Here is a 16,370-nt window from a genome sequence, read left to right as displayed (position 1 = left end):
CATATAAGCCGAGAGTGGTAGTAAACAGTCGCGACATTGTTTTGTAGATTATCAACCTAAAGGATAGATCGCATGTCTGAAGTCATGAAAAATGACGTGGACGTACTGGAAACTCAAGAGTGGCTATCAGCCCTTGAATCAGTCGTTCGTGAAGAAGGTGTAGAGCGCGCGCAGTACCTGCTAGAGCAAGTATTGGACAAAGCACGTCTAGATGGCGTAGATATGGCCACTGGCGTAACTACTAACTACATCAATACGATCCCAGCGGCACAAGAGCCTGCATACCCAGGTGACACAACGCTTGAGCGTCGTATTCGTTCCATCATCCGTTGGAACGCAATCATGATCGTACTACGTGCTTCTAAGAAAGATTTGGATCTGGGTGGCCACATGGCTTCTTACCAGTCTGCATCTGCATTCTACGAAGTATGTTTCAACCATTTCTTCCGTGCACCAAACGAAGTAGATGGCGGCGATTTGGTTTACTACCAAGGCCACATCTCTCCGGGGATCTATTCTCGTGCGTTTGTTGAAGGTCGTCTAACTGAAGAGCAGCTAGATAACTTCCGTCAAGAAGTAGACGGTAAAGGTATTCCTTCATACCCGCACCCTAAACTAATGCCTGAGTTCTGGCAGTTCCCGACCGTATCTATGGGTCTGGGTCCAATCTCTGCTATCTACCAAGCGCGTTTCCTTAAGTACCTTGAAGGTCGCGGTCTGAAAGACACCTCGGCACAGCGCGTATACGCTTTCCTGGGCGACGGTGAGATGGATGAGCCAGAATCACGCGGTGCAATCTCTTTTGCTGCTCGTGAGAAGCTGGACAACCTATGCTTCCTGATCAACTGTAACCTACAGCGTCTTGACGGCCCGGTAATGGGTAACGGCAAGATCATCCAAGAGCTAGAAGGCCTATTCAAGGGTGCTGGCTGGAATGTGGTTAAGGTTATCTGGGGTAACAACTGGGATGCGCTACTAGCGAAAGACACTACCGGTAAGCTTCTTCAGCTGATGAACGAAACTATCGACGGTGACTACCAGACATTCAAATCTAAAGACGGCGCTTATGTTCGTGAGCACTTCTTTGGTAAGTACCCTGAAACGGCAGCGTTGGTTGCTGATATGACCGATGACGAAATCTTCGCGCTTAAGCGTGGTGGTCATGAGTCTTCTAAGCTGTTTGCTGCGTTCAACAATGCAAAAGAAACAGGCGGCAAGCCGACAGTTATCCTTGCTAAAACCGTAAAAGGTTACGGCATGGGCGATGCAGCTGAAGGTAAGAACATTGCACACGGCGTGAAGAAAATGGACATGACGCATGTTCTTCACCTACGTGACCGCCTAGGCCTGCAAGATCTAGTGTCTGACGAAGACGTGAAGAGCCTGCCTTACCTGAAGCTGGAAGAAGGCTCTGCAGAGTACAACTACCTACATGCTCGTCGTAACGCGCTGCACGGTTACACGCCTAAGCGTCTGCCTAAGTTCACGCAAGAGTTCAAAGTACCTGAGCTAGAAGAGTTTGCACCGCTGTTGGTTGAACAGAAGCGTGAAATCTCCACTACTATGGCTTACGTGCGTACGCTGAACATCCTGCTAAAAGATAAGAATATTGGTAAGAACATCGTACCAATTATCTGTGATGAAGCACGTACGTTCGGTATGGAAGGTCTGTTCCGTCAAGTGGGTATCTACAACCCGCACGGCCAGGAATACACCCCAGAAGATAAAGGCATCGTTTCTTACTACAAAGAAGCAACATCTGGCCAGGTTCTTCAGGAAGGTATCAACGAACTAGGTTCAATGGCATCTTGGGTGGCTGCTGCAACATCTTACAGCACCAACGATCTACCGATGATCCCGTTCTACATCTACTACTCAATGTTCGGCTTCCAGCGAGTGGGCGACATGGCATGGCTAGCAGGTGACCAGCAAGCGCGTGGTTTCCTACTGGGCGCAACAGCCGGTCGTACAACGCTAAACGGTGAAGGTCTTCAGCACGAAGATGGCCATTCACACATCATGGCGAACACTGTACCTAACTGTATCTCTTACGATCCAACGTTCGCTTACGAGCTAGCGGTTATCATGCAAGACGGTATCCGTCGCATGTACGGTGAAAACCAAGAGAACGTTTATTACTACCTAACAGTAATGAACGAAAACTACGCGATGCCAGCAATGCCAGAAGGCGCTGAGGAAGGCATCCGCAAGGGTATCTACAAGCTTGAGTCTTACGCTGGTGACAAGGCCAAGGTTCAGCTGATGAGCTCTGGTACGATCATGAACGAAGTTCGTAAAGCGGCGCAGATTCTGAGCGACGATTACGGTATTGCGTCTGACGTGTTCTCTGTAACGTCATTCAACGAGCTGACTCGTGATGGCCAAGATGCTGAGCGTTACAACATGCTGCATCCTGAAGCTGAGCAGAAAGTACCTTACATCACAACTGCGATGGGTACTGAGCCGGCAATCGCCGCGACGGATTACATGAAGAACTACGCTGAGCAAGTACGTGCGTTCATGCCGACCGAGTCTTACAAGGTACTTGGTACTGACGGTTTCGGCCGCTCTGACAGCCGTGCGAACCTACGCCGTCACTTCGAAGTGAATGCAGGCTACGTTGTAGTGGCTGCGCTGACTGAACTGGCGAAGCGTGGTGACGTTGAGAAATCAGTAATTGCAGAGGCAATTGCTAAGTTCAACATCGACGCTGACAAGATCAACCCGCTATACGCGTAAGAGGCAAATTAAACATGGCAATCGAAATTAATGTACCTGACATCGGTGCGGATGAGGTTGAAGTAACTGAGATCCTTGTAAGCGTTGGCGACAAGGTTGAAGAAGAGCAATCTCTGATCACTGTAGAAGGCGACAAGGCTTCTATGGAAGTACCTGCTTCTCAGGCGGGTATCGTGAAAGAAATCAAAATCGCTGAAGGCGACAAGGTTTCAACCGGTTCTCTGATCATGATTTTCGAAGCAGAGGCGGCCGGCGCTCCGGGTGCTGCAGCTGCAGCACCTGCTCCTGCGGCGGAAGCAGCTCCAGTAGCAGCTCCAGCGGCAGCAGCGGCGGCTGAACTGAAAGAAGTACACGTGCCAGATATCGGTGGTGACGAAGTTGAAGTAACCGAAATCATGGTTGCAGTTGGCGACAGCATCGAAGAAGAGCAGTCTCTTCTGACGGTTGAAGGCGACAAGGCTTCTATGGAAGTACCAGCACCTTTCGCTGGTGTTCTAAAAGAAATCAAAGTGGCAGCGGGCGATAAAGTATCGACTGGCTCACTGATCATGATCTTCGAAACAGCCGGTTCTGCGCCAGCAGCACCTGCAGCGGCCGAAGCACCAGTTGCAGCTGCACCTGCGGCAGCGGCTGACAAAGAAGTGAACGTACCGGATATCGGTGGCGACGAAGTCGAAGTGACTGAAATCATGGTTGCTGTTGGCGACATGGTAGAAGAAGAGCAGTCGCTGATCACTGTAGAAGGCGACAAGGCTTCTATGGAAGTACCAGCACCGTTTGCCGGTAAAGTAAAAGAAATCAAGATCGCGACTGGTGACAAAGTGTCTACTGGCTCTCTGATCATGGTATTTGAAGTGGCCGGCACTCCGGTAGCCGTCGCAGCGCCAGTAGCAGCACCTGCTCCAGCAGCTCCGGTTGCAGCACCTGCGGCTCCAGCGGCTCCAGCGGCAGCAGCCCCTGCTTCAACTGGTGACTTCCAGGAAAACAACGAATACGCACATGCGTCTCCAGTTGTTCGCCGTCTTGCTCGCGAATTCGGCGTTAACCTGTCTAAGGTTAAGGGTACTGGCCGTAAGAACCGTATCCTGAAAGAAGACGTTCAGAACTTCGTTAAAGAAGCACTTAAGCGCCTTGAGTCTGGTGCTGCGGCATCTGGCAAAGGTGACGGTGCAGCTCTTGGCCTGCTACCTTGGCCAAAAGTGGACTTCAGCAAGTTCGGCGAAACTGAAGTTCAGCCACTGTCTCGTATCAAGAAGATCTCTGGTGCTAACCTACACCGTAACTGGGTAATGATCCCGCACGTTACTCAGTGGGACAACGCAGACATCACTGAGCTAGAAGCATTCCGCAAAGAGCAGAACGCGATCGAAGCGAAGAAAGACACCGGCATGAAGATCACTCCGCTAGTGTTCATCATGAAGGCTGTTGCCAAGTCTCTTGAAGCGTTCCCTGCGTTCAACTCTTCTCTATCAGAAGACGGTGAGAGCCTGATCCTGAAGAAATACGTAAACGTAGGTATCGCGGTTGATACGCCAAACGGCCTAGTTGTTCCTGTCTTCAAAGACGTGAACAAGAAAGGCATCTACGAGCTATCTGCTGAGCTGGCAGAAGTATCGAAGAAAGCCCGTGCTGGCAAGCTGACTGCTGCTGACATGCAGGGTGGCTGTTTCACTATCTCAAGCCTAGGTGGTATCGGCGGTACGGCGTTCACTCCAATCGTGAATGCTCCTGAAGTTGGTATCCTGGGTGTATCTAAGTCTGAAATGAAGCCTGTGTGGAACGGCAAAGAGTTCGCACCACGCCTGCAGCTTCCACTGTCTCTGTCATACGACCACCGTGTGATTGACGGTGCGGAAGGTGCACGCTTCATTACGTACCTGAACGAGTGTCTGTCTGATATTCGCCGTCTGGTACTTTAAGGTTTCCTTGCCCGCTTCCATGCCTACTCGGCATGGAAGTGTTGGGTAGCTCACAGGCTATGTCAATTTGCTTTTCAGTTTGTTAACACCTCTGTAAACTTGTTAGCCGGCTGATAGATAAAGTAGATGACGAGATACATCGCCTGTTAGGGATAAAAGACTTACAACGAGGTCATGATGAGTAAAGAAATTAAAGCCCAGGTAGTGGTGTTGGGTTCAGGCCCTGCTGGTTACTCGGCGGCATTCCGTTGTGCAGACTTGGGTCTGGACACTGTGCTGATCGAAAAATACAACACCCTAGGTGGTGTATGTCTAAACGTTGGCTGTATTCCTTCTAAAGCACTGCTTCACGTTGCGAAAGTTATCGAAGAAGCAAAAGCAATGGCCGAGCATGGCGTAGTATTCGGCGAGCCTCAGACAGACATCAACAAAATCCGTCTGTGGAAAGACAAAGTTATCACCCAGCTGACTGGTGGTCTTGGCGGTATGGCCAAGATGCGTAAAGTTAACGTGGTTAACGGTTACGGTAAATTCACCGGCCCTAATACTATCGTTGTGGAAGGTGCTGACGGCCAGACGACAGTAAACTTCGACAATGCGATCGTTGCTGCCGGTTCTCGTCCAATCGAGCTGCCGTTCATTCCGCACGAAGATCCACGTATTTGGGATTCAACGGACGCACTTGAGCTGCGTGAAGTTCCAGAGAAGCTGCTGGTTATGGGCGGCGGTATCATCGGCCTTGAGATGGGTACGGTATACCACTCACTGGGTTCTCAGATCGACGTGGTGGAAATGTTCGATCAGGTGATCCCTGCTGCTGATAAAGACATCATCAAGGTCTTCACCAAGCGTATCGAGAAGAAATTCAACCTGATGCTTGAAACCAAAGTTACTGCGGTTGAAGCGAAGGAAGATGGCATCTACGTATCGATGGAAGGCAAGAAAGCACCAGCCGAGCCAGTTCGTTACGATGCAGTGCTTGTGGCTATCGGCCGTGTACCAAACGGTAAGCTGATCGACGCAGAGAAAGCGGGCATCGAAGTTGACGAGCGCGGTTTCATCAACGTAGACAAGCAGATGCGAACTAACGTTGCCCACATCCATGCTATCGGTGATATCGTTGGTCAGCCAATGCTTGCTCACAAAGGCGTGCACGAAGGCCACGTAGCGGCAGAGGTTATCTCTGGCAAGAAGCACTACTTCGATCCTAAGGTTATCCCTTCAATCGCTTACACTGAGCCAGAAGTGGCATGGGTTGGTAAGACCGAGAAAGAAGCGAAGGCAGAAGGCATCAACTACGAAGTTGCGACTTTCCCTTGGGCTGCATCTGGCCGTGCAATCGCATCTGACTGTGCTGACGGTATGACGAAGATGATCTTCGACAAAGACACACACCGCGTGATCGGTGGTGCAATCGTTGGTACCAACGGTGGTGAACTACTGGGTGAAATCGGTCTAGCGATCGAGATGGGCTGTGATGCAGAGGATATCGCTCTGACTATCCACGCCCACCCAACACTGCACGAATCAGTGGGTCTTGCCGCTGAAGTCTTCGAAGGTTCAATCACTGACCTGCCGAACGCAAAAGCGGTTAAGCGTAAGAAGTAATCCTTACCTTACGAAGATAATGAAAAAGCGCCCTCGGGCGCTTTTTTTTATGGGTCATTTTAAAAGGCAGAGGTCCCGGTTGGGCAAATTATTCTGGATACTGGAACCCATTGACAGTATCAACCGTGAATACTTTAGTAATGGCTTGTTGCTGGGGGTCACTAAACAAAACCATCATCAGTAGTTCGTTTTGTTGTTTACCCAAGGTTAAGGTATGCGTGATAACGCCACTGTCAGTGGCTTGCATTAAGAGTTGTGAGTCGGGGTTAGGGGTTGGGGCGGTGTCGGTGCCACTCCAGTGTTGATAAAAGCTGACGAATGCTCGTTGATTGGTGATGGAGCGAAGATCTACGGCCACATCCAGCTGTTTTGTGGTGGTAAAATCGTAGTCAGGGGCAACCTTGATGTTAGACATAGTCACAGTCTCCTCTGCTGCCGTATCCTCATCGCTAGATGATAGGGTCGAAGTGTTACTATCCCCGTCGTCTCCGCCACAAGCGATTACCCCAAACAGTAAGATGAAGCCACAGAGTGTGTATTTAGATGCTCTCATTTCAAGTTCCTTCTCGTTATTCGTTGCCATAGAGATGCTGACTTACCCGTTTGTTCTTAGTGAACCAGTCAACATGGTTTCCCGAGGTGGCATAGTCAAAGAAGTATGGATAAGCCTGTAACATGTCAGTGCGCTCAACGGGATGAACCCAGCTCTCGGCAATGATAAAACCCCATGGAAGCCCATTTTTGGTGCGATAGAGGTTACCGGAGCTGATGTTGCTATCATCTTGGTGGCTGCCCATTAGCCCAAGGCTGGCATTAGCTAAATCGGTGGGTTCATTATCATCAAGGTGGATTTCCAAGCCGCGTCCCAGCGAACTGCCTTCGCCGTGATATAACCCTTCGACAGCAAAAATAAAGGGATCAAATGGGGCGGCAGGGAGGCTCCCTGTTTTCACCCCATCAACCAATGGGACAGTGACTGAGAAATTGAAACGTTCGACTTCTTGGCATGTTTCGAGTGTGCGGTAGAAACGGCAGCTAAATTGGACATCTTCTCTTAGGTTTTCAGAAATGATCAGAACAACATTACTTTGTCCGGCCTCTAACGGCGAAGAAGAAATAACTTGGCTGTTTTTTTCAAAAATAATGTTGGCTTCATCTGCCGATTCGCGGCTTAACAGTGGCAGCTGAATACCGAAACCATTGGCATAGTCGGCACCTAGCGCTTGTAATGTGCCTGATATTTTCACTTTTTTCGCGTTGTTATTTTGATCGCTCTTAATTTCGATTTGGTAGCGCATTACCACATCATTGACATCATAGTCGCCTTCTCTTGGCCAGTAATCTTCAAATGCAGCGGTAAAAGGGCCGTAGTTGGTGGTTGTTAGCTGACTGTTTTCAATCGCCACTTGATAGTCTTCGACTTCACCATCCGGCGCTCCTCCAAATGGAGGGAGGTCGCTGACGCTACTGATTCTAAATCGCGCCCATGTATTTCCTGCGGTAACAAAGTCTGGTACTTGAATGATCAGGTTATTCATACCCGGAACCATGGCTTGTTGGCTGCTGATTTGTTCATTGCTATCGGAAAAATCGCCATCTTGGTTCCAGTCGATCCATGCATTGAGAAAGCCGGCTTTACTGGCGGTTACCATGGCCACTGCGGTTTCACCGTTTTGCAGTGGGGTGATGATTACCCCATCCTCATCGTCAGCACCAGTTTCATCGTCGCTTAGGGTGAGTACGGTTTCACTATCAGGGGCTATGCCTCCTAGATAGAGTGTATTGTCGGTTAGGTCATGACGCGCACCATTGTTGTCGATGGATGTTTGATAGCTGTCTGGAGCATCCCCTAAATCAAGTGCTTGAATGGGGGCAGGGGCCGAAGCGCAGCGTACGCCGTCATTGAGTCCTGAGCTTGGGCCTGCGGCAAAGCGAGTCGCCGTTGGAATGATGTTTGTCGGATCACTGATGTCTATCGTGAAAATGATGCCGTCTCGATTGCGACTAACATAGAATTTTCCACTGGCATCAAAGTAGGCCGCACCGAAGGTACCTGTTATTCCGGTATTCCCCAAAATTGTGCGACTGCCATCAGTGGGATTGATGCGGTAGAGATCCCCTTTTTTATTATCAACGGCATAAATTTGGCCATCACTGGGATGAAACGCAAAATCAGTCAGGGTCATTTTAGTATTGCTGTTAGTGAGTTGGGTTGCCTGTAGGTAATTGGGACCCTGATCATTCAGCGGTATGGTGTATAACCCCATGCCTTTGCGGTACAGGTAATAGGTCTGATTGCTGACATCTCCGACATAAAAGGGGTCGTCGGGTAGGCCCGTTACAGGCAGGGTGGTAGCAATGAAATCACGATTGACCCGAACCACGTTCTTAGCCGTGGTATTGAAAGCGTAGATGTAATTGTCAGCCTCATTGTATCCTGCCGCATTCAGGTTACCGGTTTGCCCAATATTGGTTTGGAGGGTTTGGTAGGCCCCGGTTAACAGATTGATGCCATACACTGTCGTTTGTGAGTTTTGCATCAAAAATGCAGTGTAAGGGCAGGTATCAAAAGCGGCACTGTTTGCATGGGTTCCCCACAAGAAGACCGGCAGCACTGACAAGAGAGTTTTGTATTCCATCATATAATTCCTTCTATAGCTGCTGATAACAAATCAATTTTTATGCCAAAGAGCTAATGGCTTGTTTTAATTGATATAAGCTGAAGAAATGGCGTGATGGGAGAACGATATTTTCGCAAGATTTTTATCTTGCGATGCAAAGTACTGATTGTGCAAGGAAATGTAGAACGGGAGAAAACAGCAGGAAGAGTGCGTACTCTTCCTGCTGTGGTTTTTACTCGCTAATTAGATTTTGAAAGTACCAACCATGCTATCAAGGCGCTGGGATAGGGCGCGTAGAGATTGGCTTGATTGGGCCTGATCATATTTAGCTTAAAGTCGGAATGTCCCTACCATCGTATCCAAGCGTTGTGATAATTCTCGCAGTGCCTGGCTTGATTGTGCCAATTCACCCGCAGTATCCGTTGTGCGCTGGGTGGTGTCATTAATCTCCTCGATGTTACCGTGGATATTATTGACGACCGTGGATTGTTCCTCGGTAGCCGTGGCAACCTGGGTATTCATGTCTGCAATCAGGGTGATGCGTTCGGCAATCGAGTCCAGAGCGGCAGAGGCTTCGTCTGCGGCCGAGACACCTTCCGCGCTTAGCTGGCGGCTTTGAACCATTGCGTTGACTGCATTGCCTGCCTCTTCCTGAAGGCGGTTGATCATCGACTGGATTTCATCCGTTGAATCGGCGGTGCGGCTGGCTAGGCTGCGTACCTCGTCGGCCACCACTGCAAATCCGCGCCCTTGCTCGCCGGCGCGGGCAGCCTCGATGGCGGCATTGAGCGCAAGAAGGTTGGTTTGATCTGATATCCCCCGGATCACGTCAAGGATGCTGCCGATCGCCTGGGTATTGTTGGCCAGAGACTCGATAACTTCGCTGACTTGGATGACATCGCGTGACAGTTGGTTGATGGCATCGCGGGCCTGGCCGACAACGGCATGGCCGGTTTGGGTCTCCGCCTCGGCATTTTGGGTTGCCTCGGCAGCTTGAGCGGCGTTGCAGGCAATTTCGTTGACCGTCGCCCCCATCTGGTTGATAGCCGTCACGACCTGAAGGGTACGGTCACGCTGGCTATGGCTGTTATCTAGGGTGAATTCCGCTTGCTGCGCAACGGCTTCGGCGGCCTCTCGCAGGCTGTTGCCTGTTTCGGCCACGTCACGGACAGAAGCATGGATTTTACTGATAAAGCTATTGAATCCGTTCGATAGTTGGGCAATCTCATCATTGCCGTCGACATCGATACGGTGGCGAAGGTCGCCTTCGCCTTCGCCGAGATCTTTGAATACATCAGCCAAGCGGGTGATAGGTCGAGTAATGTTGCTGCCGAGCCAGATAGCCAGCAGGGCGAACAAGGCGGCGATACCGGCCGTCCACAGCATGATCTGCTCGCGGGCGCTATCAAGGGCGGTAAAGGCTTCTTCCAATGGCACTTGAGCCACGACAAACCAGTCCATTGATGGGATATAGCTGCTTGCCAAGAGGAGTTTCTGGCCGTTGTGCTCTATTTGGGTAATGTTGATATTGTCCTTGATCAGCAATTTGCCGGCTTGCTGGCTGCCGTAGAGCCCCGAAAGCGATTGTTTATCGATAATGCTGTCATTGCGGTGGAGCTTGATGTTGCCACTGGCATCGGTCAGATAGACGAAACCGGTCTGTTCGATTTTGAATTGGTTGATGAATGAAACCATTTCATCAAGGGATTTCGACAGTCCTGCCATTCCTTTGCCGTTGAGCTGCTGGTAGTTGATAAACAGCTTTACGTCACCATTGCTTTCTTTGAATACGCTGAGCGAGCGTGCTTGCCCGCCTTGGGTAAACCCGAAGAACCAGCTGTCCTGTTGGCGGTTTAGGCGGCGTAGAAAGCCATTTTGGTTCCAGTAATCACCGGTAGTACGGTCTGCAACAGACGCATCAAACAAGCCGTATTGGTTTTTGATATCATTGAGTTGCTGGACGATTTTAGCTTCGTCTGTCTGGCTGCGACCATCATGGTAGAGATCGGTGATAAAGCGGCTGGTGGCGAGTTGCTGAGCGGCTCCTTGTATGATCGAGACTTCTTTGTCGATATTGTTGCGGATTTGCATCAGTGTCGCAGGTAGCTCAGACTCCAGTAGGCGGTTTTCGACCACATGGCGGGCCTGCTTTTGGCTAATAATGCCAACGAGTAACGTTGAGGCAAGGACGGCAATGATGATAGCCAAGATCAGCTTCTGCTTGATGGTGAAGTGGTTGAGCTTCATAGTCATTTACTTTTGGTGTTGTTTGAGCGAATAACTCGCTCGTGAGTTTTGTCGCCACTGTATGATTTTGAAAAGTTTGAGGCAACGCATAGCGTGTATGTATATCTGCAATATCGATTCATATCTTTAGTGATTTTCATCTTATTTTTTCTTGCGATAGGTGTATTTCCGGTAAAGGTCGAGGCCCATGAGATACAGCGACCGAAGATCGGGGTCGTATTGGGCGGCGGCGGGGCCAAGGGGGCAGCCCATGTCGGGGTGCTCAAGGCCCTTGAAGAGCTCCATATCCCTGTGGATTATATCGCCGGAACCAGCATGGGTGCCTATGTCGGCGGATTATATGCAACGGGGATGAGTGCTGACGAAATTGAAGCGTTGCTGACGAGCGTGGACTGGGAGCGAGGCTACCAGGATCGGGTTGAGCGCAGCGATCGGCGGGTACGGGAAAAGCAGCAGGAGGATCGCTTTCAGATCAAAAGTGAAATCGGCTTTGATTGGTGGGAGCTCAAAGCGCCGCGGGGGATTGTCCAGGGGCAGACGATGGGCGAGATCCTACGGACAACATCGGGCAACTTGCCGGTATTCGATAGTTTCGATGACTTGGTGATTCCGTTTCGGGCGGTGGCGACAGATATTGAGACTCTCAAGCCCGTGGTGTTGGACCGTGGCGATTTAGCTGAGGCGATGCAGGCCAGTATGTCGATTCCGGGGCTGTTGCCGCCGATGAACCTGCAGGGGCGGCTGCTGGTTGATGGTGGGATCACCAACAATCTGCCGGTGGATGTCGTACGCGCCATGGGGGCCGATATTGTTATCGCGGTTGATATCAGCAACGACTTCAAATCGCGAGATGAGCTCAGCAACTATTTCGCGGTAATGGATCAGCTGACGGATTTCATGGTGCGTGACAATTCAAAGCGGCAGATCGCCTTGCTGGAGGGCGGTGACCTCTTGATCCGGCCAGCAATTCAGGGGATTAACACGGCCGATTTTGCCAAGATGCCGGAGGCCTTTGAACGGGGCTATCAAGCCACGATGTCAGAGGCGTTGACGCTTGCGCCGATGGGGCAGGCGGTATGGTTTCAAGATTATGTCGATCACAAGCAGTTGCGCCGACGTGACCTGAGTTACCTCGATCAGCTCCATATTGATGAATTGATATTGGTGAACAACAGCAGCTTTGCCGATTCGGTGCTGCTGGATCGGCTTCAGTTGGAAGCGGGCGATACTATCACCTCGGAGCAGCTGGCCGAGAGCGTACGCAACCTCTATGCGTTGGATCGGTTCGAACGGGTTGATTACCGAATAGAGGAAAACCCCGCGGGCAACAATGCCATTTTGTTGGATGTCAGGGAGAAAAGCTGGGGGCCGAATTTTATCGATTTGCGTTTTGCCCTTGAGGATGATTTCGAAAACAGTACCGATTACTCGATAGGCGTGGCTTTCAATGTTACCGGGTTGAACCAAGCGGGCGCAGAGTGGCGGAGTGAGCTGGAATACGGTACCGATAAGCGTATCGCCACCGAGCTGTACCTGCCGTTTATCAACGAACCGAATTTGTTCACCTTGTTTTCGGCCGAATACAAAATTGCGGACAAGAATATTATTTTTTCCGGCGATGAACCCTCACTGGATGATATCGGCTTTTTTATTCCCGCGACCTACACCGACTATATTCTCGATAGCTCCGTAGGGTGGCAGCCCGAACTGTGGCAGGAGTTCAGACTTGGGGCTCGCTACATTTACGGTGATACCGAATATGTTGGGGTGCCCGGCGTTAGTGCGGGGAAGCGAGAAAGCAAGGCGGTTTATGTTAGTTACCAGCTCGATACCCTTGATGATTTTATGCTGCCCAAATGGGGAAACTCGGTGGATGTGTCGATGGCGTTGTCCGACGAGAACTATGATGACGGCAATGTTTCCAATCGTGATATGGCCTTTGAGCTCGATGTTAACTGGCGTGGGGCGTATACCTTTGGCAACCACACCTTCATGGGGAAGGCGGAGTATGGGCAGATTGACTATACCCTGTCCGCGTTGGTGGATCCCAAGGAGATAGGGGGGTTTCTAAACCTTTCCGGGATCCCTAAAAATGGCCTGACTGGCAACAATAAGCTCTTTGGGGCCGCGATATATCGCTACCACCTCGCCGAGCAGGATTTTGGTTTGTTCAAGTCATCGGTCTTCCTTGGGGGATCCGTGGAGTATGGCGGGGTATACAACGACCCAGAACTCGGGTTCAGTGACAGGCCCTTATATACGGCGGGCAGTGTTTTCACGGGCATTACCACCCCGCTGGGACCCTTGATAGTGGCGTATGGTCAGACGGAGCAAAACAATAATTCGTTCTATCTGTTCTTTGGCGGTGCGCTGTAAATTTATTCAAAATCTGTGAATGTTGTAAAAAACGAGTGGATTTTAACTTTACGTTAAAACTGGTATGCTGAATAAACGGTTTTGGTCTCCCTAGGCTAATGTTGAGGCGTTTCCCGCCGGGTAACCGTTAAGTGTGTGGCAGGATAAGCCTCATTGCAGCATGTCGGGTGATCAATCACTTCCAAGGATGTTTGGCGTCTTGGCCAAACCTAGAATGAGGAATATGTCGTGCTTGAAGCCTACCGTAAACACGTCGAAGAACGTGCAGCTGAAGGAATTGTTCCAAAGCCTCTCGATGCCGAGCAGGCGGCTTCTCTGGTTGAGTTATTGAAGAACCCGCCAGCGGGAGAGGAATCCTTCTTGCTTGATCTGCTTGAAAATCGTATCCCGCCGGGGGTTGACGAAGCGGCGTATGTGAAAGCCGGCTTTTTGGCTGCATTGTCAACCGGCGAGGCGGTTTCGCCTATCGTTACTCCGGTCAAGGCGGCTGAGCTGCTGGGGACGATGCAAGGCGGTTACAACATCGAGCCGCTGATCTCTCTACTCGATGATGCCGAGTTGGCGCCGGTGGCGGTCAAGGCCCTGTCCCACACCTTGCTGATGTTCGATGCCTTCTATGATGTGGAGGAAAAGGCCAAGGCTGGCAATGCCTACGCCCGGGCTGTGCTGCAATCTTGGGCTGACGCCGAATGGTTCCTGTCTAAGCCTGAACTCGCCGAGAAAATCACCCTGACAGTGTTTAAGGTCACCGGCGAGACCAATACCGATGATCTTTCGCCAGCGCCTGATGCTTGGTCACGTCCGGATATCCCGTTGCATGCACTGGCTATGCTCAAGAACGTCCGTGATGGCATCGAGCCCGATCAGCCCGGCAGTATTGGCCCGATTAAGCAAATAGAGGCGCTCCAGCAAAAAGGCCACCAACTCGTGTACGTCGGCGATGTGGTCGGAACCGGTTCGTCGCGTAAATCGGCGACCAACTCGGTGCTGTGGTTTATGGGCGATGATATCCCCTGCGTGCCTAACAAGCGTGCGGGAGGCTATGTACTGGGCGGCAAAATTGCCCCGATATTCTTCAATACCATGGAAGATGCCGGTGCCTTGCCGATCGAAGTTGATGTTACCGCACTCAATATGGGTGATGTGATTGATGTCTACCCTTACAAGGGCGAGGTGCGTCGCCATGAATCAGACGAACTGGTATCGACCTTTGGTCTGAAGACTGATGTGCTGATTGACGAAGTGCGTGCTGGTGGCCGTATTCCATTGATCATCGGCCGTGGCCTGACTGATCGTGCGCGCCAGTCTTTGGGCCTGCCGTCTTCTGATGTGTTCCGCCGTCCGGTGGCCGTCGAGGACTCAGGCAAGGGCTATACGCTGGCCCAGAAGATGGTCGGTAAAGCCTGTGGCGTGGAAGGCATCCGCCCTGGTACCTATTGTGAGCCTAAGATGACCACGGTGGGCTCGCAGGATACCACCGGGCCGATGACCCGCGACGAATTGAAAGATTTAGCCTGTCTAGGTTTTTCTGCTGAGCTGACCATGCAGTCGTTCTGCCATACGTCGGCTTACCCAAAACCGATCGATGTGAATACGCACCATACGCTGCCTGATTTTATTATGAATCGAGGCGGGGTATCTTTGCGTCCGGGTGATGGTGTCATTCACTCATGGCTCAACCGCATGTTGCTGCCGGATACCGTCGGTACTGGCGGTGACTCCCATACTCGCTTCCCTCTGGGGATTTCTTTCCCTGCCGGTTCCGGCCTGGTGGCTTTTGCGGCAGCAACTGGGGTGATGCCTCTTGATATGCCCGAGTCGATTCTGGTGCGCTTTAAAGGCGAGATGCAAGAAGGGATCACCTTGCGCGATCTGGTTCATGCCATCCCTTACTACGCGATTCAGCAAGGGCTGTTGACGGTAGAGAAAGCAGGAAAGATCAACGAATTCTCTGGCCGCGTGTTGGAAATTGAAGGGGTTGAGCACTTAACGGTCGAGCAGGCGTTCGAACTGTCAGATGCCTCGGCAGAGCGAAGCGCTGCTGGCTGTACGGTGAAATTGTCGCAGGCATCGATAGCCGAGTACCTCGAATCGAACATCGTTATGCTTAAGTGGATGATAGCCGAGGGCTATGGTGACCGACGTACCATTGAGCGCCGTATCAGTGCGATGGAAGCATGGCTTGCCAACCCTGAATTGATGACGGCAGACAGTGATGCGGAATACGCCCATGTGATCGAAATCGATCTGGCTGATATCAAAGAGCCCATTCTCTGTGCGCCGAACGATCCTGATGATGCCCGGTTGTTGTCCGAGGTCCAGGGTACCCAAATTGACGAGGTATTTATCGGTTCGTGTATGACCAATATTGGTCACTTCCGTGCAGCCGGCAAGTTGCTCGAGAAATTCGGCGGCCAGCTGGATACCCGTTTATGGGTGGCACCACCGACCAAGATGGACAAGGATCAGCTAACCGAAGAAGGTTACTACGGCATTTTTGGCCGAGCTGGGGTACGGATTGAAACACCGGGATGCTCGCTCTGTATGGGTAACCAGGCTCGGGTGGCCGACAAGGCAACAGTGATGTCGACCTCGACCCGTAACTTCCCTAACCGTTTGGGGACTGGCGCGAACGTGTACTTGTCGTCGGCCGAACTGGCGGCGGTAGGGGCAATTCTCGGGCGGATCCCGACGCTTGAGGAGTACCTTGAGTATGCCAAGCAGATCGATGCCACGGCGGCGGATACCTACCGTTACCTTAATTTCCACCGAATGGAGCAGTATACCAAGGTAGCCGATGAGGTGATTGTGCAGCAGCCTGCCTGATCCCCAGATTTAGGGCTATTTGCCAAATAAAAAC

General features: G+C 51.2%; 8 protein-coding genes. 5 read left to right on the top strand and 3 right to left on the bottom strand.

The window, feature by feature from the left end; genetic code table 11:
• Positions 1–72 precede the first annotated feature (72 nt).
• The 3 genes from aceE (at position 73) to lpdA (ending at position 6,266) form a co-directional block, all read left to right on the top strand.
• The gene (aceE, locus tag ACSF8X_RS16045) at positions 73–2,739 is read left to right on the top strand and encodes a pyruvate dehydrogenase (acetyl-transferring), homodimeric type (protein ID WP_047878610.1); all 2,667 of its coding nucleotides are present in this window, start codon (positions 73–75) and stop codon (positions 2,737–2,739) included.
• Positions 2,740–2,753: 14 nt separating this feature from the next.
• Entirely contained in the window at positions 2,754–4,658 is a 1,905-nt protein-coding gene (gene aceF / locus ACSF8X_RS16040; protein ID WP_500850406.1) for a pyruvate dehydrogenase complex dihydrolipoyllysine-residue acetyltransferase, read from the top strand.
• 177 nt (positions 4,659–4,835) lie between these two features.
• Complete coding sequence (gene lpdA / locus ACSF8X_RS16035; RefSeq protein ID WP_047878612.1) at positions 4,836–6,266, top strand: dihydrolipoyl dehydrogenase; 1,431 nt, start codon at positions 4,836–4,838, stop codon at positions 6,264–6,266.
• An 88-nt stretch (positions 6,267–6,354) separates the two neighbouring features.
• On the opposite strand, the gene ACSF8X_RS16030 is transcribed toward lpdA, so the two are convergent.
• The 3 genes from ACSF8X_RS16030 to ACSF8X_RS16020 form a co-directional block, all read right to left on the bottom strand.
• A complete protein-coding gene (locus ACSF8X_RS16030; RefSeq protein WP_500850405.1) occupies positions 6,355–6,819 on the bottom strand; it encodes a hypothetical protein in 465 nt (154 codons plus the stop codon).
• 16 nt (positions 6,820–6,835) lie between these two features.
• The gene (locus ACSF8X_RS16025) at positions 6,836–8,908 is read right to left on the bottom strand and encodes an LruC domain-containing protein (RefSeq protein WP_500850404.1); all 2,073 of its coding nucleotides are present in this window, start codon (positions 8,906–8,908) and stop codon (positions 6,836–6,838) included.
• 309 nt (positions 8,909–9,217) lie between these two features.
• The gene (locus ACSF8X_RS16020) at positions 9,218–11,134 is read right to left on the bottom strand and encodes a methyl-accepting chemotaxis protein (protein WP_500850403.1); all 1,917 of its coding nucleotides are present in this window, start codon (positions 11,132–11,134) and stop codon (positions 9,218–9,220) included.
• A gap of 129 nt (positions 11,135–11,263) precedes the next feature.
• Between ACSF8X_RS16020 and ACSF8X_RS16015 the strand changes: the two genes are divergently transcribed.
• Together ACSF8X_RS16015 and acnB are read left to right on the top strand one after the other, a co-directional pair.
• Positions 11,264–13,510 carry a patatin-like phospholipase family protein gene (locus ACSF8X_RS16015; protein WP_500850402.1) on the top strand — a complete coding sequence of 749 codons (2,247 nt, stop codon included), beginning with the start codon at positions 11,264–11,266 and terminating at the stop codon, positions 13,508–13,510.
• A 228-nt stretch (positions 13,511–13,738) separates the two neighbouring features.
• Entirely contained in the window at positions 13,739–16,336 is a 2,598-nt protein-coding gene (acnB, locus tag ACSF8X_RS16010; RefSeq protein ID WP_500850401.1) for a bifunctional aconitate hydratase 2/2-methylisocitrate dehydratase, read from the top strand.
• Positions 16,337–16,370 lie beyond the last annotated feature (34 nt).

The organism is Photobacterium panuliri, from assembly GCF_059920555.1.
This window is presented reverse-complemented; position numbering and strand designations above follow the sequence as displayed.

What these genes read in the sequence shown, in the direction of transcription:
- aceE (WP_047878610.1), top strand. Translation starts at nt 73, where the DNA reads ATGTCTGAAGTCATGAAAAATGACGTGGACGTACTGGAAACTCAAGAG.
- aceF (WP_500850406.1), top strand. Translation starts at nt 2,754, where the DNA reads ATGGCAATCGAAATTAATGTACCTGACATCGGTGCGGATGAGGTTGAA.
- lpdA (WP_047878612.1), top strand. Translation starts at nt 4,836, where the DNA reads ATGAGTAAAGAAATTAAAGCCCAGGTAGTGGTGTTGGGTTCAGGCCCT.
- ACSF8X_RS16030 (WP_500850405.1), bottom strand. Translation starts at nt 6,819, where the DNA reads ATGAGAGCATCTAAATACACACTCTGTGGCTTCATCTTACTGTTTGGG.
- ACSF8X_RS16025 (WP_500850404.1), bottom strand. Translation starts at nt 8,908, where the DNA reads ATGATGGAATACAAAACTCTCTTGTCAGTGCTGCCGGTCTTCTTGTGG.
- ACSF8X_RS16020 (WP_500850403.1), bottom strand. Translation starts at nt 11,134, where the DNA reads ATGAAGCTCAACCACTTCACCATCAAGCAGAAGCTGATCTTGGCTATC.